The organism is Pseudoxanthomonas sp. SORGH_AS_0997, assembly GCF_031453535.1.
Lineage (GTDB): Bacteria > Pseudomonadota > Gammaproteobacteria > Xanthomonadales > Xanthomonadaceae > Pseudoxanthomonas_A > Pseudoxanthomonas_A winnipegensis.
In genome coordinates this window covers 3,198,932-3,217,060 of record NZ_JAVIZI010000001.1, presented here as the reverse complement: position 1 = coordinate 3,217,060, position 18,129 = coordinate 3,198,932, and the positions used below count along the sequence as shown (strand labels likewise).

The following is an 18,129-nucleotide window of genomic DNA, read 5'->3' as shown; positions in this document are numbered from 1 at the left end:
CGGCGCGCGCGGCGTGGGGCAGAATCTAGCCGCCATGGCTTCCGTCCCCTCCCAGCCAGATGCGTCCCTGGTCGATGATCTGGCGCGCATGTTCTATGCCGACCTCAAGCGCCTGGCCCGTCGCGAGCGCGGCCGGGCCTTCCCGCGCGCGGCCACGCTGGAGACCACCGCGCTGGTGCACGAGGCCTACCTCAAGCTGAGCCGCCACGGCGCCTTCGAAGGCCAGGCCCATTTCCTCAACACCGCCGCCCTGGCCATGCGCCAGGTGCTGGTGAGCCACGCCCGCGCGCGCCTGCGTCACAAGCGGGACCCGGGCCGCGCGCTGCTGGACATCGACACCGTCGAGGTGCTGGCCGAGAGCGACGAGCGCATCGTCGCCCTCGACGAGGCCCTGGCCGAACTGGAGCGCCAGCAGCCGCGCCTGGCGCGCATCGTCGAATGCCGCTATTTCGCCGGCTATTCCGACGCCGAGACCGCCCTGGCCCTGGGCGTCTCCGAGCGCACCGTGCAGCGCGACTGGGCCGTCGCCAAGGCCTTGCTGTACGAAGCCCTGGGCACCTGAGCCAGGCGCCCGGACGGGGCCCGTCCAGCGCTCCGTCAAAGCCTTGGTTCTTCGCCGCAGTCGACCACGCCGCGCCCTCCTTGTAGAGCGGAGCTTGCTCCGCTGCCTTTCGACCAGATCATCGGGAATACCCCAGCGGAGCGAGCTCCGCTCTACAGGCGTCGGTCCGATGCTGCTCTTTCGCATTCGGCAAGGACACATCGCACCCGCGTGCCGCCCCGAACCACCCCGCGCCCTCCTTGTAGAGCGGAGCTTGCTCCGCTGCCTTTCGACCAGATCATGGGGAAAGCCCCAGCGGAGCGAGCTCCGCTCTACAGGCGTCGGTCCGATGCTGCCCTTTGGCATTCGACAAGGACGCATCGCACCCGCGTGCCGCCCCGAACCACGCCGCGCCCTCCTTGTAGAGCGGAGCTTGCTCCGCTGTCTTTCGACCAGATCATGGGGAAAGCCCCAGCGGAGCGAGCTCCGCTCTACAGGCGTCGGTCGGGTGCTGCCCTTTGGCACTCGGCAAGGACGCATCGCATCCGCGTGCCGCCCCGCACCACGTCGCGCCCTGCTTGTAGAGCGGAGCTTGCTCCGCTGCCTTTCGACCAGATCATCGGGGAAGCCCCAGCGGAGCGAGCTCCGCTCTACAAGCGTCGGTCCGATGCTGCCCTTTGGCATTCGACAAGGACGCATCGCATCCGCGCGCCGCCCCGAACCACGCCACGCCCTGCTTGTAGAGCGGAGCTTGCTCCGCTGCCTTTCGACCGGATCATCGGGAAAGCCCCAGCGGAGCGAGCTCCGCTGCCTTTCGACCAGATCATCGGGGAAGCCCCAGCGGAGCGAGCTCCGCTCTACAGGCGTCGGTCCGATGCTGTTCTCAGCCTTCCGCAAGGACGCATCGCCCCCACGCTGCGACCCATCGAACACAAGAAGAACAAAAAGCGCTCCACGCGTGGCGGCCACCGCCCCCATGCGGCGTAACAGAGGACTGCGAGTCCGTGCGAGGCGGGCCCGCGCCGCCGTCCCGGTACCGGGGCGGCGGCTTCCTCGTCCCGCCATGGAGCAGACATGAATTCGATCCGGCGCAAGGCCGTGCCGCGCTATGCCGCACTGAGCGTTTCCATCCTGGCCGTGCTGGCCAGCCAACAGGCCGCCCAGGCCGCCTGCGTCCTGCGCACCGACCTGACGCCGCAGACCTGGATCTGCGACGGCCCCGCCAGCGCCAACACCAGCGGGCAGACCATCGTCTTCAGCCCCACCGTCACCACCGCCAGCACGGCCGCCGGCTTCGGCGTGGATGTCGGCAACACGGCCACCGCGCTGACCCTGACCGGCGCGGGCAGCTTCACCGACGCCCAGCAGTCTGGCATCGCGGGCGGCAATGGCATCCTCTGGAACGTGAGCGGCACCAGCGCGCCGCTTTCGCTGGTCAGCAACGGCACGATCACGGCGCGCAATGGCGACGGTCTTTACATCGGTAACACCGGGGGCGCGGTGACGGTGCAGGCCACCGGCAGTATCGACAGCAGCGGCAACGGCCTGCGGGCCACGGCGGGCGATGGCGACCTGTCGCTGCAGGTGGGCAACATCACCTATGGCGGCACCTACGGCATTCAGGCCACCACCAACGGCGGCGCAGGCAAGACTTCGGTGCTGGTTCTGGGCCAGGTGGTCAGTAGCAGCACGGCCATCTTTCCCGGGTTCGGCCTTTACGTCACCAACCGAGGCGCAGCGGGCAGCGATCTCCAGGTGGCCGCCGGCGCGTTGCTGCAGAACGCGACCGGCGGCGGCCTGGTCGTGGACAACTTGAATGGCCCGGTGAACACGGTGATCGCCGGCAACGTGACCACGGGCGGCGCCAACGGCGCGCGCATCAACCAGTGGACCACCACCACGCCTGGGACCAGCGACCGCAGCATGAACGTGCGGGTCGACGGCAACATCGTCGACAGCAACGCCGGCGGCAACGGACTGACGCTCACCGGTCTTGGCGGCAGCGGCAGCGGCGTGGATGGCACCGGTCTGAACGCCGCCGTCCACCTCATCGTCAACGGCACGATCCAGGGCTATACCGGACTGACCGTGGCGGGCGGCGATCAGGTCACCCTGGATGTCGCCCAGGGCGCCACCATCGCGGCCGCCGATGCCGCCGCCAACGATGGCTCCACCCCGCGCGGCGGCATCAACAACGTGGAAGCCGTCTGGGACCAGGGCACCGGTCTGACCGACTCGCCAGCGGGCAACCTGCTCACCCTCAACAACGCCGGCACCCTGGTCGGCGGTCTGAACATCGGCCGTGCGCTGGTGCTCAACAACACCGGCACCATCACTTCGGTGTATACCGCCATCGCGCTGCACGCCGGGGCCACGCTGAATCTGCAGGGTGGGTCGGTCGTCGGCGACACCGTTCCGGATTTCTTCGGTCCCACCGTCGCCGCGCCGACCACGGTGCTGTGGACCGGTGGTGCGGTACGCGGCGGCATCGACATCGGCGTGGGCAACATGACCCTGCGAGGGCTCAGCACGGCCGACCTGGCCGGGCTGACCTTCCTCAACGCCGGCACGTCCGGCGGTGGCGCCAGCACCTTGAACCTGGAAGGGGTGCAGTTGAGTGGCTACGGTGCTTTCCACCAGGCCGACGCGGCGCGCGGCGTGGGAATCATCGGCTGGAATGCCCTGAATCTGCGCAACGGCAGCGTGGTCACCCTGAGCGGCCTCATGGGGCTGGAGGGAACCAACAATCAGAACGATGCGGCACTGAACATCGATGCCACCTCCACTCTGGCCGCAGGCGTCGGCCTTGCGTTCGAAAAGGACGGCGCTCGCCGCATGACGCTCAACAACGCCGGCACGCTGGACTTGAGCCGATCCGGCACGCCGGGCAATACGCTCGCATTGGGCCCCACCTATGGCGGCGTCGACTACGTGCAGACCGCCACCGGCACGCTGGTGGTCGGGGTCACGCCCACGGCCATCGACCAGCTCAACGTCGGCGGCAATCCGGGTTATGCCGGCACCGCCACGCTGGCCGGCACGGTGGCCTTCGCCTGGGCGCCGGGCACCTATGCGTCAGCCACGCGCAGCTTCGTCACCGCCGGCGGCGGCATCAGCGGAACGTTCGCCACCGTGACCAATGCGGCGGGCACCACGCCGCCGGCCGGCTTCCCGACCTCGGTCAGCTACGACGCCAACAATGCCTACCTGACGCTGGGCACGCCGACGCCGACGCCAACGCCCACACCGACTCCGACTCCCACCCCAACACCAACCCCCACGCCCACTCCAACACCGACGCCTACACCTACCCCCACCCCCACCCCAACCCCAACCCCAACACCGACACCGACACCGACACCGACACCGACACCGACACCAACTCCGACACCCACCGCGCCGGTGCGCATCGCGCCCAACGATGGTGAGCTGTTCAGTCGCCAGGCCACCGCGCTGGCGCTGTCCAGCCAGGCCGATGCGATGGGCCTGCTGGCGCGCCTGCGGGCCGAGGGCGACGGCAATACCTTGTTCAACCGCGATGCCGGCCTCGACCCGGCGGCGCGTGGCTGGGTGCAGCTGCGCTACCAGGATCTGGATGTCGAAGGGGCGAGCGATCAGGTCGGCTTCGGCGCGCGCTCCACCGCCACGCAGGTGGGCAACGACTGGACGCTCGGCCAGGGCACGCGGCTGGGCCTGGCGGTCGGCACGGACAACGCCTGGCTGCATGACCAGCTGGGCAGCCGCGGCCGCAGCGATGTCACGCGCGTGACCGTGTACGGCTCGCAGTTGATCGGGCCGCTGGGCGTGTCGGCGATGCTGGGCTATGCCCATGCGCGCGAGCACGCTTGGCGCCAGACCGGCATCGGCCTGGCCTTCTCCAGCCGCGGCACCGACGCGGCCACCGCGGCGCTGCAGCTGGCCCTGCCGCTGGACGTCGGCCAGGCGCAGCTGACGCCGGTGGCCGGGGTGGTGGCCACGCGCCTAACCGGCGAGGCCTTCGTCGAGACCGGCGATGTGCCCGACGCGTTCAAGGTCGGCGGCCAGGCCCGGCGCGAGACCCTGGTGTCGCCGTACGCCGCGCTGGGGCTGTCGCGCAGCTTCGATCAGGCCAGCGGGGTGCGCTGGACGCCGGAGCTGCACGTGGGCTATCGCCGCGCGCAGGCCGGGCAGGGTCAGCGCTACGCGCTCACCGCCGCCGACGGCACGCTGTTCGACGGCAACCGCGATGGCATCGCGCGCGATGTCGGCGAAGCCGGCGCGGCGCTGACCGGGCGTCGCGGGCCGTGGACGCTGTCGCTGGCCTGGCGCGGGCAATGGGCCGACGGCTGGAGCGATCAGCAGGGCACGCTGAGCCTGCGCGCGACGTTCTGAGGCCAGCGCCGCGATGGAGCTGACCTGCTACGTCTATCCGGGCTGGAAGCCGCGGCTGCGTGCGGCCAGCCCGCGGCGCGCCTGGATGGACGCCAGCCCGGAAAGCTTCGCCTACCGCTGCCTGCCGCTGGGCATCGCCAATGCGCACGGCTGGGAGCTGCTCAGTCCGTGCGGCTTCCAGGCGCACTGGAACGGCGGGCCGCTGCCGCAGGACGTGCGCATCCAGGCCGATCCGGGCACGCCGGCGCAGGACGCGCCGGTGGCGCTGTTCGGGCAGGGCACCTTCACCTTCCATGTCCCCGGGCTGTTCCGCACCTCGCCCGGGCACAACCTGTGGGTGGGCGGATCGCCCAACCTGGCCAAGGACGGCGTGGCCGCGCTGGGCGGGATCATCGAGACCGACTGGGCGCCGTACACCTTCACCATGAACTGGCGCTTCACCCGCGCCGGGCACGTGGTGCGCTTCGAGGAAAACGAGCCGCTGGCTTTTCTGTTCCCGCTGCCGCGCGACCTGCTCGACGCGGTGGTGCCGCGCATCGCGCCGATCGACGAGGCGCCCGAGCTCAAGCGCCGCTTCGAGCAGTGGAGCCGGGCGCGCGACGCCTTCCAGGCGCAGGTCGCCGCCACGCCGCAGGCCGCGCCGGGCGCGAAGTGGCAGAAGTTCTATTTCCGCGGCACCGATGCCGACGGCGCGCCCGGGGCGGCCGATCACCGCAGCAGGCTGCGCCTGCCGGGCTTCGAGGGCGCCGCGCCGCCGCCGGCAGGCGCGCCGGCGGCGGCCTGCCCGCATGCGCGCGCGGCGGTCCCGGCCCTGCCGCCATCGCCGGACGCGAGCGAAGTGCTCGCCCGCCTGCAGCGGCTGCGCGCGCTGTCGGCGCGCAACCGCTGCGTGCCGCGCCGTGGCGGCCTGACCGCCGGGGTGTTCCTGGACGAGTACTACGCCGCCAACTGGCCGGTACTGCTGGCCGGGGAGATCGAGGAAGCCCTGGGACGCTGGGCGCCGCAGGCCCTGGTCTCGACCCACGGCGACGCGCCGCTGGTCGATGCCCACGGCCAGGCCAGCACGCTGGGCCGGTTCGTGCAGCAGGCGCTGCGGCCCGCGGACGCGCCCGGCCGTCAGCCGCGCCTGACCGGCGCGCTGGAGACGCTGCCGGACCTGGCCCCGCGCCTGGGCCACCTGATGCGCCTGCTGCGCGGTCACGACCCGGGCCGGCTGTGGCTGGAGGCGGCCGGCAGCGGCACCCTGGCCGCGCCCGAAGCCTGCAACCGCCTGCTGCTGCAGCTGCACGGCCAGCGCCGCCTGTGGCTGGCGCCGCCGGGCGAGGCGGCGCGCCTGCAGCCGCTGGCCCAGGCCGGCGCGCTGGGCGACCTGACCGCGCCGGACCTGTCCGAACGCCAGCCGCAGCTGCGCGGGCTGGAACTGCATGCGGTGCTGCTGCAGCCGGGCGATGCGCTGTTCGTCCCGTTCGGCTGGTGGCGCCAGGGCGCGGCGATGGACTTCAGCGTGTCGGTGACGCGCGAGGACTTTCACTGGCCCAACCCGCCATGAGCGCCGCGGCGATGGCGGGCCGGCGCGCCGTTCGGCGTAACAGAGGGCAGACCGGCCCGCACACGGCCGGCCGCGTGCCCCGCCGCGCCACGTCTGCCCTCGCGCAGATCGCGCATCCCTCCATCCACCCATGAAGGAGTTCCCATGTCCAGGACCTTGAAGCTGACCTTGCTGCTGGCGTTGTTCGTCCCGTGCGCGTTCGCCCAGGCGCAGGAGCTCGACGCCCGCGCCAGGCAGCAGCTGCCGCAGGCGGCCGAGGCGGTGGGGCGGGCCATCGTCGCCCACGACCTGGCCGCGCTGAGCAAGCTCTGGTCGCCCAAGCTGCTGGTCAATTCGCCGGACAACTCGGTCCTGACGCGCGACCAGGTCTTCGGCGCGATCAAGGCGGGGATGCTCGACTACGAGCAGGGCTACACCTTCAAGCTCGAGCGCGCCGAGTTCTACGGCAACGTCGCCGTGTCGATGGGCGAGGACACCTACACCCCGACCTTCGGGCCGGAGAAGGGCCAGCTGCTGCACCGGCGCGCCACCAACGTCTGGCAGTACACCGACGGCGCCTGGGTGCTGATCGCACGCCAGGCCACGATCTACGACCCGGCGGTCAAGCACTACTGAGCCCTGGCGTGGCGCGCCGGCGGTGCGTGACGTCCAAGCGACCAAGGATGTCCTGACAGGAGATCGACGATGACCCTGCTGCTGGTGTTGCTGCTGATTGCGGGTGCGGGCGGTGCGGACAAGGGCGCGCGAGACGCGTCGATGGGCCACCCAGGTGGTGGACCGGCGCGCAGCGGTGTCGGAGGCACGACGGAGCGAAGATGAGCAGCAGCCCCTCGCCGACACACCCGGCCGGCATGGGCGCGACGTCGCGCCCGGCGCCGGCCCTCCACAGGCGCGCGGACGATGTGTTCTTCACCGTCATGTCGCTGGCCATGCTGGCGATCGTCTTCCTGGGGTTCGCTTCGAGCTACTTCCTGCGCGGTGCGACGCTCTCGCATCAGCCCAGCGTGCTCGTCCATGCGCATGGGCTCGTGTTCTCGTCGTGGATGGTGCTGGTGGTCGTGCAGCCCGTGCTGGTGGCGACCGGGCAGCTGCGGCTCCATCGCAGGCTCGGCCTGGCCGGCGCGCTCATCGCCGGGGCGATGGTGGTGCTTGGCGTCCTCACCACGTTCGGGACGCTGGCGCGCGGGCTGGCGCTGCCGCCCGCGCTGGGCAGCCCGGCGTCCTTCCTGATCGGCAATCTCATCGAGATGCTGTTCTTCGGCGCCTTCGTCGCACTCGCGGTCTACAGGCGCAACGACCGCATCGTGCACAAGCGCGCGATGCTCATCGCCAATGCCGCACTGCTGCCGCCGGCGCTGTTCCGGATGGCCTTCCCCGTGGTGGAGCACCCGGCGCTGACGTTTCCGGTAATGGTCCAGCATCCGGCCCTCATCGGCCTGGTGCCGCTGGCCGCGATCGCCGCGCTGTTCGTCTTCGACCTGGCCACCCGCAGGCGCGTCTTCGTCGTGACCGTCATCGGCGGTGCGCTGCTGTGCGCGATGGGACCGCTCTCCGACGCCGTCACCGCGACCACGCTCGCGCAGCGGCTCGCGGCCTGGGCCCAGCTGCCTTCCTGACCTCGATGCGTCGGCTGCCAACCCGGCGTGCGCGTCCTCCGACGCCACGCGCCGCCCCTCTCCAGGCGCAGGGAGATGCGGGACTGAAAGCTGCCTCCACCGACGACAACCAAGAAAAAGGAAAACGCACATGGCGCTGTCGCTTCCCTCATGCACCCCCCGCGCCCTGGCATTGCTGCTGATCGCCTGCTGCGCCCCCGCCTCGGCGGAATGGAAGGCCGCCAACGACAGCGTCACCGCCGCGGCTGCCGATCCGCGCATCGCGGCGGCGCTGGCCGCCGTCGATGCGATGGACGCGGCCCTGATCCGCGACGACCATGCCGCGTTCGCCGCGGGCCTGGGCCAGGGCCTGGTGGTCAACAATCCGCAGAACGGCGTGTCCGTGCGCGACGCGGTCGGGCGCCGCAACAGCAACGGGCTGATCAGTTACAGCCGCTATGCGCGCAGCATCGAGTACGCGGGCAGGCTCGACGACGCCGTGGTCCTGATGGGTGAGGAGCGCGTCGTGCCCAAGGGCGATGCGCCGAACGCCGGCCAGCAGGTCCGCAGGCGTTTCACCGATGTCTGGAAGCAGGACGGCGCGCGCTGGGTGCTGGTGCTGCGCCAGGCGACGATCCTGGGTGTCGACGCGCCACGGCCCGCCGGCGCGGGCCCGGGCGGCGAGGCCGCGGCGCCCGGTCCGGAGGCGCTGGTCGCGGCGTTCGTCGACGCCTGGAACGCGCACCAGGCGCAAGGCTTCGAACGGCTCTTCACCGAACAGGCGGTCTGGGTGCCGATCGCCGAAGTGCGCGACGAGGGGCGCGCGGCCATCGTCCAGGACCTGGCCGCCGCGCATGCGTCCTGGGCCGGCAAGACCACGATCGCGCCGTTCGGCCCCAGCACCGTGCGCATCCCCAGACCGGGCGTGGCCACGCTCTTCTTCCGGGTCAAGTTCCTCGATGCGCAGGGCCAGCCGATCGCCGGCATCGAGCGCGCCCTGCTGCTGGTGGCCGTCCAGACCGCCGAGGGCTGGCGCATCGCTGCCGGGCAGCTCACCAAGGAGAGCCCGGCGCCGAAGTGAGCACCGGCGCCGCTGCCCCCGCGACTGCATGCGGGCATGGCGGCCGTTCGTCGGACGGCTGTCCGTAGCCGCCTAGATCTTTCGTCATCATGACGTCCGGGCGTTCGCGGCGGACCGCATTGCGGTCAGTATCGGTTCCGGTATCCCCCCTCTTCCGTACGTCCTCAAAGGATCCGTGCATGGCGCTTGTCATCGAAGGACTGTCCAAGACCTATCCCAACGGTGTGCAGGCCCTGAAGGACCTGTCGTTGACCATCGGCAACCACATGTTCGGCCTGCTGGGGCCCAACGGCGCGGGCAAGAGTTCGCTGATGCGCACCATCGCCACCCTGCAGGATCCGGACGCCGGCAGCATCACCCTGGACGGCGTGGACGTGGTCCGCGAGAAGGACCGCATCCGCCGCGTGCTGGGCTATCTGCCGCAGGAATTCGGCGTCTATCCCAAGGTCTCGGCGCTGGACATGCTCGAGCACCTGGCGGTGCTCAAGGGCGTGACCCACAAGGGCGAGCGGCGCGAGATGATCGAGGCACTGCTCAACCAGACCAACCTGTGGAACGCGCGCAAGAAGGCCATCGCCACCTATTCGGGCGGCATGAAGCAGCGCTTCGGCATCGCCCAGGCGCTGCTGGCCAACCCGCGGCTGGTGATCGTCGACGAGCCCACCGCCGGCCTGGACCCGGCCGAGCGCAATCGCTTCCTCAACCTGCTGGCCGGCATCGGCCGCGACGTCACGGTCATCCTGTCCACCCACATCGTCGATGACGTGCGCGAGCTGTGCCCGCGCATGGCCATCATCGCCGGCGGCCAGGTGCTGCTGGAGGGCGCGCCCAACGAGGCCATCGGCGCGCTGGACGGCCAGGTGTGGTCCAAGCTGGTGGACAGCGACGCGGAGCTGCGCGCCATCGAGGCCGACATGACGCTCATCAGCACCCATCTGGTCGGCGGCCGCCACGAGGTGCGCGTGCTGGCCGCGCAGGCGCCGGGCGAGGGCTTCGTGCCCGCCGGTGCCGGTCTGGAGGACGTGTACTTCACCCGGCTCGCCGCCGGGCGCGCCTGAGCAGGGGGGGCGCGCCATGCACCAGTTCCTCGAGTTCCTGCGCTTCGAGCTGAAGCTGCGCTTCAAGAGTCCGTCCACCTACGTGTACTTCTTCATGTGGGCCGCGTTCGCGTTCCTGTGCGTGGCCTCGGAGAACTTCGGGCCGGTGTCCAGCCAGAGCGGCAAGGTGATGCTCAACGGGCCCTGGGCGATGGGCTACAACATGTTCGGCGCGTGCATGTTCGGCATGATCGTGATGGCCGCGATCTTCGGCACCTCGATCCTGCGCGACTTCCAGCGCGACACCTTCCAGCTGCTGTTCACCAAGCCGGTGTCGCGGCTGTCGTATCTGGGCGGGCGCTGGTCGGGCTCGATGCTGGTCACCCTGTTCGCCTTCTCCGGCCTGCTGGTCGGGGCCTGGCTGGGCACCTACGCGCCGTGGGCCGACCATGCGCGCATCGGGCCCAACCATCTGGTCTGGTACCTGCAGCCGTTCTTCACCATCGTGGTGGTGCAGGTGTTCTTCATCGGCGCGCTGTTCTTCGCCGTGGCGGCGCTGACCCGCAGCCTGTTCGTGGTGTACGTGCAGGGCGTGGCGCTGTTCGTGCTGTACCTGATCGGCCTCACCGCCTTCTCGGCCACGCGCTCCACCGAGCATTTCTGGTCGGGCATCCTGGACCCCATCGGCCTGCAGCTGGCGCGCGTGGTCAGCGGCTACTGGTCGGTGGTGGAACGCAACAGCTGGCTGTTCCCGATGGACACCACCAGCGGCTATGCGCCGGGCGTGTTCCTCTACAACCGCCTGCTGTGGATCGGCTTCGGCGCGCTGGTGCTGGCGGCGCTGGCCCTGCTGTTCCCGATGTCGGTGGAGGCGCTGGGCGCGCGTTCGCAGGGGCGCCGCGCGGCCAAGCTGCGTACGCTGGAACAGGCGCAGGGCGCGCCGGTGCGCACGCAGATCGCCACCCGGCTGCCGCAGGTGCATCCGCGCCACGATCCGGCCACGCGCTGGCGCCAGTTCCTCGCACTGGCGTCGCTGCGCACGCGCGCCATCCTCAAGGCGGTGCCGTTCTGGGCGCTGTGCGGCGTGCTGTTCGCCTTCATCGTCAACAACGGCTACTACGCCGGGCGCATGAGCGGCACCGACGTGTGGCCGGTGACCTATCTGATGCTCGAATCGGTGGAAGGCAACGCCTACCTGTTCCTGATCATCGTCACCGCGCTGTATGCCGGCGAGCTGGTCTGGCGCGAGCGCGACGTGCGCTTCGACGGCATCTTCGACGCGCTGCCGCTGCGCCCGCTGCCCGACGCGGCCTCCAAGCTGCTCGCCCTCACCGCCGCGCAGGTCGTGATGCTGCTGCTGTCCATGCTCGGCGGCGTGCTGATGCAGACGGTGCTGGGCTACTACCACTACGAGCCGCTGCTGTACTTCAAGGAGCTGTTCGTGCTGGTCCTGCCGCAGCTGGTGGGCTTCTCGATGCTGGCGCTGTTCGTGCAGACGGTGGTGCCCAACAAGTTCCTGGGCCACGCCATCGTGATCGGCCTGTGGGTGATCGTGCCGATCCTGTACAACTTCGGCCTGGAGAACACGCTGTACCTGCCGGGCGCGACGCCGGGCTTCACCTATTCGGACATGAACGGCTATGGGCACTACGTGCCGGCGCTGTTCTGGTCAATCCTGTACTGGCTGGCGATCTTCGCCGCGCTGGGCGTGCTGTCCATGGCCCTGGCCCGGCGCGGTGCCGAGACCGGCCTGCGCCGCCGCATCGGCGCGGCGCTGCGGCGCCCGTCCGGCTGGCTGCCGGCGACCCTGGCCTGCCTGTGCGTGGCCGCCGCGGCCGGCGGCTGGTACTACTACAACACCCACGTGCTCAACGAGTTCCTCAGCAGCAAGGACCGGCGCGCCATCCAGGCCGACTACGAGCGCCGGTTCAAACGCTACCAGGACCTGCCGCAGCCCAAGGTCACGGCCGTGGACACCACGGTGGAGATCTATCCGGAGCGGCGCGCCTTCGAGGCCACCGGCACCTACACCTTGCAGAACCGCGGCAGCGTGCCGGTGACCCAGCTGCACTTCACCGACATCAACCAGTCGCTGCGCGCGCTGTCCTTCGACCGTCCCGCCCACCTGGTCAGCCGCGCGCCGCGCGGGCTGTATGTGATCTACGCACTGGACGCGCCGCTGCAGCCGGGCCAGACGATGACCCTGCACTTCAAGGTCGGCCACGACAGCCCCGGCTTCACCGACGGCAAGGTCGCCGACTTCTCCGGCGGCGATGCCGGCGGCAAGTTCGCCTACAACGGCACGTTCTTCGACCTGGAGTTCTTCCCGATCCTGGGCTACCAGCCCGGCAACGAGCTGGACGATCCGCGCCGCCGCCGCGAGCAGGGCCTGGGCCCGCAGCAGGAGATGGCCAAGCGCGGCGATCCGGCGCAGTCCAAGGTCAACCTGTTCAGTCCCAACGCGGACTGGATCAGCTTTCACACGGTAGTGGGCACCAGCGGCGACCAGACCGCGCTGGCGCCCGGTTATCTGCAGAAGCAGTGGCGCAAGGACGGCCGCCAGTACTTCGAGTACAGCATGGGCCAGCAGCCCATGCAGAACTTCTTCGCCTTCGTCTCCGGGCGCTATGCGGTGCACAAGGAGGTCTACCCCGGCAAGGAAGGGCCGATCAACCTGGAGGTCTATTACCACCCGGGCCACGCCTGGAACATCGGCACCCTGCTGGCGTCCTCGCGTGCGGGGATGGCCTACAACGAGGCGCACTTCAGCCCGTTCCAGTTCCGCCAGTACCGCATCCTGGAGTATCCGCGCTATCGCAGCTTCGCCCAGTCCTTTCCCAACACCGTGCCGTTCTCCGAGGCGCTGGGCTTCATCCAGCGCCGGCGCAAGGACGACGACGTGGACTTCGCCTACTTCATCACCACCCACGAGCTGGGCCATCAGTGGTGGGGCCATCAGCTGATCGGCGGCAACGTGGAGGGCTCGAACATGATGTCCGAGACCCTGGCCGAGTACTCGGCGCTGATGGCGCTCAAGCACCAGTACGGCCCGGACTACATGCGCAAGGTGCTGCGGACCGAGCTGGACAGCTACCTGCGCGGGCGCACCCGCGAACTGCGTCGCGAGCGGCCGCTGGTGCTGGTCCAGAACGAGCCCTACGTCTGGTACAACAAGGGCGGCCTGCTGATGTACACCCTGGCCGACTACATGGGCGAGGACAAGGTCAACGCGGCGCTGCGCGACCTGCTGCTGCGCCGTCGCTACGCCAACGCCGACCCGGCCGACGGGCGCGACGGCAGCTACCCGGACACGCGCGAGTTCGTGGCCGCGCTGCGCGCGCAGGCGCCGGCGGACCTGCAGTCCTTCATCGGGGACAGCTTCGAGCGGATCGTGCTCTACGACAACCGCGCCCGCTCGGCCACGGCGCGCAAGCTGGCCGACGGCCGCTACCAGGTGACCCTGCAGGTGCAGGCCGGCAAGGCCCAGGCCGACGGCGACGGCAACGAGACGCCGGCGCCGATGGACGACCTGGTCGAGGTCGGCGTGTTCGAGGGTGCGGCCGGCAAGGAGAAGCCGCTGGCCGTGCAGCGCGTGCGTCTGGGCGCGGGCCAGCGCGACTTCACCTTCACCGTGGACCGCCTGCCCACGCGCGCCGGGATCGACCCGTACAACAAGCTGGTCGACCGCATCGCCGAGGACAACCTGGTGGACGTCTCGCTGCAGTAGCGGCGAGCGCCGTGCCGCGGCCATGCTGCGGCGCGGCGGTATCATGGGCGCATGTCCCTGCCCGAATTCCCCACCCAGGACACCGTTTTGCAGCTGGCCGGCCCGGCCGGCGCGCTGGAGGTGGCCGTCGACTTCCCCGCGCCCGACGCGGCCCAGCTGCCGGTCGTGGCCGTGGTCTGTCATCCGCTGTCCACCGAGGGCGGCAGCCTGCACAACAAGGTCGTGACCATGGCCGCGCGCGCCCTGCGCGAGCTGGGCGTGCCGACGGTGCGCTTCAACTTCCGCGGCGTCGGCGCCTCGGAAGGCAGCTTCGACGACGGCCAGGGCGAGCAGGACGACCTGGCCGCGGTGGTCGAGTGGGTGCGGGTGATGCGCCCGCGCGCGGCGCTGTGGCTGGTGGGCTTCAGCTTCGGCGCCTACGTCTCGCTGAAGGCCGCCGGCGCGCTGCGGCCCAAGGCGCTGATCTCCATCGCGCCGCCGGCCGGGCGCTGGGATTTCTCGGAGATCCATCCGCCGGCGCACTGGCTGGTGATCCAGGGCGAGGACGATGAGATCGTCGACCCGCAGGCGGTGTACGACTGGCTGGGCGAGATCGGCGAGCGCGCCCCGCACACGCTAGTGCGCATGCCCGACACCAGCCACTTCTTCCACCGCAAGCTGATCGACCTGCGCGGCGCCCTCCAGCACGCGGTCAAGGGCTGGCTGCCGGCGGCCGGCGCGTGAGCGCTCCGCAGGTGGACCTGTTGCCCTCGCAGCGGTACGCGCAGGGCGCCCAGGCCGGGCAGTGGAGCGACGATCCGGCCCAGCACGCGGCCCTGGCCGAGCTGGACCGCATCCATACCGAGCTGTGCGACGAGGCGCAGGACGGCTTCCTGGACCGGCTCTCGGCGTTCTGGAAGAAGCCCCAGGCCGTGCGCGGCCTGTACTTCTGGGGCGGGGTGGGGCGCGGCAAGACCTTCCTGGTGGACCTGTTCTACGAAGGCCTGCCGATCCGGCAGAAGCGGCGCACGCACTTCCACCGCTTCATGCGCGATATCCACGACAAGCTGCGCGAGCACGCCGGCCAGGCCGACCCGCTGGCGCGCATCGCCCAGGACTGGAAGGATTCCTTGCGCGTGCTGGTGCTGGACGAGTTCTTCGTCACCGACATCGGCGATGCGATGCTGCTGGGCCGCCTGCTCGAGCGCCTGTTCGCCCAGGGCGTGACCCTGGTGACCACCTCCAACACCGCGCCGGAGAATCTCTACAAGGACGGCCTGCAGCGCGAGCGCTTCCTGCCGGCGATCGATCTGCTGGTCCGGCACTGCGTGGTGCTCTACGCCGAAGGCCAGCAGGACTACCGGCTGCGCGCGCTGACCCGCTCGCCGGTGTATCGCGCGCCGCTGGATGCCGGCAGCGAGGCCTGGCTGGCCGGGCGCTGGCAGGAGCTGGCCGGCGCCCCGGCGCAGCGCGATGAGATCCAGATCGACGGCCGCACGCTGGTCATGCGCGGGCGCAGCCAGGACCTGGCCTGGTTCGACTTCGCCGAGCTGTGCGAAGGCCCGCGCGCGGCCAGCGACTACATCGCCCTGGCCACCGAGTTCCAGACCCTGCTGGTGGGCGGCATCCCCACCTTCGACCGCATGAACGAGGACGCCGCGCGCCGCTTCGTCAACCTGATCGACGAGGTCTACGACCGCCACGTCAAGCTGGTCTGCACGGCGGCGGCCGCGCCGGTGGCGCTGTATGCGGGTACGCGGTTGGCGGGGGCGTTCGAGCGCACGGCGTCGCGGTTGATCGAGATGCGCAGTGCGGAGTATCTGGGGACCGCGCATCGCGGGTAGGGGTTGGGTGCCGTGCGGCTGGGCTGTTGCTGTTGCTTCGGCTGTTGCCGTTGCTTCGGCTTTTGCTTTTGCTCCACCTGTCTGAGCCGTAAAGCGAGCCGAGCATCGCAGGAAGTCAGGGCCGAAGAGTCGCCCTGTTTGAGCGAAGCGAGTTTGGGCGACGTGCCCTAACTTCCGAGAAGCGCAGGGGACCGCCGCGCAGCGGCGGCTCGCGTCCCGGCGAGAAGCGGTTTTGGCTACTTTTGACAAGACAAAAGTAGCTCGCGCGGCGAAGCCGTGCGAAAGCTTTGCTTTAGCTTTGCTTTTAAGAAGCGCCTACATGACGCTCAAGTTTTACTTGCAAATTTAAAGCAAGACTTGTCAGGAGCTGGCGCTGGAACTTGTAGGACGAAAGCAACGCGCCTGCGGCGCGCCAAGTGCAAAGCTTTCGCGCCTGCGGCGCGACTTCCTTTTGTCTTGTCAAAAGGAAGCAAAACCGCTTCTCGCCGGGACGCACGCCGATGCTGCGCATCGGTCCCCTGCGCTCCTCGCGAAGCAGGGCACGGCGCCCAAACTCGCTTCGCTCAAACAGGGCGCCTCTTCGGCCCTGCTTCGCTGCGGTGCTCGGCGTGCTTTACGGCTCAGACAGGGAGGCAACGGCAACAGCAACAGCCGAAGCAACCGCAACCGCAACAGCCGAAGCAACAGCAACAGCAACAGCAACAGCAACGGCTTGAGCTGTGCGTTACTTGCTCGCCATAGACTTGCTCCTGCACGGCGCAAACAGATCCCGCGACCGGTCGTACACCGACGTCTTGACGTCCATCAGCCCCAGCACCGACGAGAACAGATTGTCGTGGCTGGCCGGCGCGTCCGCGTGCTGGCGCAGGCACTGCACGTCCAGCCCCTCGTCGCGGGCGAAGCCGTCGCCGAACCACATCACCATCGGCACATGGGTCTGCTCGCGCGGGGCGATGGCGTAGGGCACGCCGTGCAGGAACAGGCCCTTCTCGCCCAGCGACTCGCCGTGGTCGGAGACGTACAGCAGCGCGCTGTCCACATCAGTGCGCGCGGCCAGCTGGGCGATGGCGCTGGCCAGGACGTGGTCGGTGTAGGTCAGCGCGTTGTCGTAGGCGTTGACGATCTGCTCGCGCGTGCAGCGGCCCAGGTCGGCCTGCTGGCAGGCCGGGGCATAGCGGGCGAAGGCGGGCGGATAACGGTCGTAGTAGCTCGGCCCGTGGTTGCCCAGCATGTGCAGCACCAGCACGCGGTCGCCGCCCTTGGTCTTGGCCAGCTTCAGCGCGCCGTCCAGGTCCTTGAGCAGGATGCCGTCGAAGCAGCGCGTGCCGTTGCAGAATTCCGGATCGGTCGATTCGGTCACCGACTGGAACGGCAGGCCCTCGCACACGCCCTTGCAGCCGGCCTGGTTGTCGCGCCACACCACGCCGACGCCGGCGTGGTCCAGCACGTGCAGCAGCGACTGGTGGCCGCGGATCTTGGCCTCGTCGTAGTTGGCCCGGCCCCAGGGCGAGAACATGCACGGCACCGAGACCTCGGTGGCGGTGCCGCAGGAGCTGGTGTTGGGGAAGTTGATCACCCCGGCCTGGCGCAGCTGCGGCGTGGTGTCGCGCGCATAGCCGTTGAGCCCCCAGTTCTGCGCGCGGGCGGTCTCGCCGACCACCAATACCAGCAGGCGCGGCTTGGCGCCGGCCGGGCGCAGCGGCAGCTGCACCGCGTCCAGGCCGATGGGCTGCTTGGGCTTCTTGTCGCCGGGCGGACCGGCCAGGGTCACGCGCGCCAGCGAGATCATCCAGTTGCCCGGCGCGGCCAGGTAGCGCAGGTCGTGCTGGTTGCGCATCAGCGCCGACAGCGGCTGGTAGGCGGCCACGGCCGCCAGCACGCAGGCCAGCGCCGCGCCGCCCAGCAGCGCGCCGCGACGTAGCACGGCGACCTTGAGCGGGCGCTGGCGCACGCGCACCCGCCACAGCAGCAGCACCGGAATCAGGGCCAGCAGCAGCGGCGGCAGCAGGGACGGGGTGAGCAGCTCGGACGACTCGCGCCGGTCGGTGGCCAGCACGTTGCGGATCATGTCCGCGTCCAGGTACAGGCCGAACTTCACCATGAAGTGCGAGGCCGCCGCGGTGACCAGCACGATCACCGTCAGCAGCGGCTGCGCGGTGCGGCGGGTCAGCAGCAGGCCCAGCAGCAGCACGTGCAGGCCGACCAGCAGCACCAGCAGCGCCAGTGCCATCGGCCACTGCTGGGTGGGCGAGGTGATCGCCGCCGACCAGAAGCGGGCGTTGCTGAAGCAGGCGAAATACAGGCTGGCCAGCACCACCAGCGCATCGCTGGACAGCAGCGGGCGCTGGCTCAGCCAGGCCGGCAGGCGCAGGCGGCCGCGTCGCGCGTCCAGCGGCACCTCCATG

The 18,129-nt window shown here is 70.1% G+C and carries 13 protein-coding genes; 11 read left to right on the top strand and 2 right to left on the bottom strand.

Features of this window, described 5'->3' with window-relative positions:
• Positions 1 to 34: 34 nt before the first annotated feature.
• The 11 genes from QE438_RS14065 (at position 35) to zapE (ending at position 15,724) form a co-directional block, all read left to right on the top strand.
• The gene (locus QE438_RS14065; RefSeq protein WP_306994824.1) at positions 35 to 562 is read left to right on the top strand and encodes an ECF-type sigma factor; all 528 of its coding nucleotides are present in this window, start codon (positions 35 to 37) and stop codon (positions 560 to 562) included.
• Positions 563 to 1,615: 1,053 nt separating this feature from the next.
• Positions 1,616 to 4,912, top strand: coding sequence for an autotransporter outer membrane beta-barrel domain-containing protein (locus QE438_RS14060; RefSeq protein ID WP_306994826.1), 3,297 nt, complete (start codon positions 1,616 to 1,618; stop codon positions 4,910 to 4,912).
• A 13-nt stretch (positions 4,913 to 4,925) separates the two neighbouring features.
• On the top strand, positions 4,926 to 6,461 hold the full coding sequence (locus QE438_RS14055; protein WP_306994828.1) for a DUF6065 family protein: 1,536 nt from the start codon (positions 4,926 to 4,928) through the stop codon (positions 6,459 to 6,461).
• A 144-nt stretch (positions 6,462 to 6,605) separates the two neighbouring features.
• Complete coding sequence (locus QE438_RS14050; RefSeq protein WP_165494553.1) at positions 6,606 to 7,076, top strand: nuclear transport factor 2 family protein; 471 nt, start codon at positions 6,606 to 6,608, stop codon at positions 7,074 to 7,076.
• 69 nt (positions 7,077 to 7,145) lie between these two features.
• Positions 7,146 to 7,280, top strand: coding sequence for a hypothetical protein (locus tag QE438_RS14045; RefSeq protein ID WP_306994830.1), 135 nt, complete (start codon positions 7,146 to 7,148; stop codon positions 7,278 to 7,280).
• Complete coding sequence (locus QE438_RS14040) at positions 7,277 to 8,077, top strand: hypothetical protein (protein ID WP_306994832.1); 801 nt, start codon at positions 7,277 to 7,279, stop codon at positions 8,075 to 8,077. Before QE438_RS14045 ends, QE438_RS14040 begins: the two co-directional genes overlap by 4 nt.
• A gap of 130 nt (positions 8,078 to 8,207) precedes the next feature.
• Positions 8,208 to 9,137, top strand: a complete 930-nt coding sequence (locus QE438_RS14035; RefSeq protein ID WP_306994834.1) for a nuclear transport factor 2 family protein — start codon at positions 8,208 to 8,210, stop codon at positions 9,135 to 9,137.
• A 179-nt stretch (positions 9,138 to 9,316) separates the two neighbouring features.
• The gene (locus QE438_RS14030; protein WP_130524571.1) at positions 9,317 to 10,195 is read left to right on the top strand and encodes an ABC transporter ATP-binding protein; all 879 of its coding nucleotides are present in this window, start codon (positions 9,317 to 9,319) and stop codon (positions 10,193 to 10,195) included.
• Between the two features lie 16 nt (positions 10,196 to 10,211).
• Positions 10,212 to 13,901, top strand: coding sequence for an ABC transporter permease subunit (locus QE438_RS14025; protein ID WP_307184117.1), 3,690 nt, complete (start codon positions 10,212 to 10,214; stop codon positions 13,899 to 13,901).
• 51 nt (positions 13,902 to 13,952) lie between these two features.
• The gene (locus QE438_RS14020) at positions 13,953 to 14,624 is read left to right on the top strand and encodes an alpha/beta fold hydrolase (RefSeq protein ID WP_130520725.1); all 672 of its coding nucleotides are present in this window, start codon (positions 13,953 to 13,955) and stop codon (positions 14,622 to 14,624) included.
• A gap of 11 nt (positions 14,625 to 14,635) precedes the next feature.
• Positions 14,636 to 15,724 carry a cell division protein ZapE gene (gene zapE, locus QE438_RS14015; RefSeq protein WP_306996281.1) on the top strand — a complete coding sequence of 363 codons (1,089 nt, stop codon included), beginning with the start codon at positions 14,636 to 14,638 and terminating at the stop codon, positions 15,722 to 15,724.
• A 304-nt stretch (positions 15,725 to 16,028) separates the two neighbouring features.
• Here zapE and QE438_RS14010 read toward each other — a convergent pair whose 3' ends face one another.
• Both QE438_RS14010 and QE438_RS14005 read right to left on the bottom strand, forming a co-directional pair.
• Entirely contained in the window at positions 16,029 to 16,235 is a 207-nt protein-coding gene (locus tag QE438_RS14010; protein ID WP_306994841.1) for a hypothetical protein, read from the bottom strand.
• A 213-nt stretch (positions 16,236 to 16,448) separates the two neighbouring features.
• The gene (locus QE438_RS14005; protein ID WP_306996282.1) at positions 16,449 to 18,128 is read right to left on the bottom strand and encodes a phosphoethanolamine--lipid A transferase; all 1,680 of its coding nucleotides are present in this window, start codon (positions 18,126 to 18,128) and stop codon (positions 16,449 to 16,451) included.
• Between the last annotated feature and the right edge of the window lies 1 nt (position 18,129).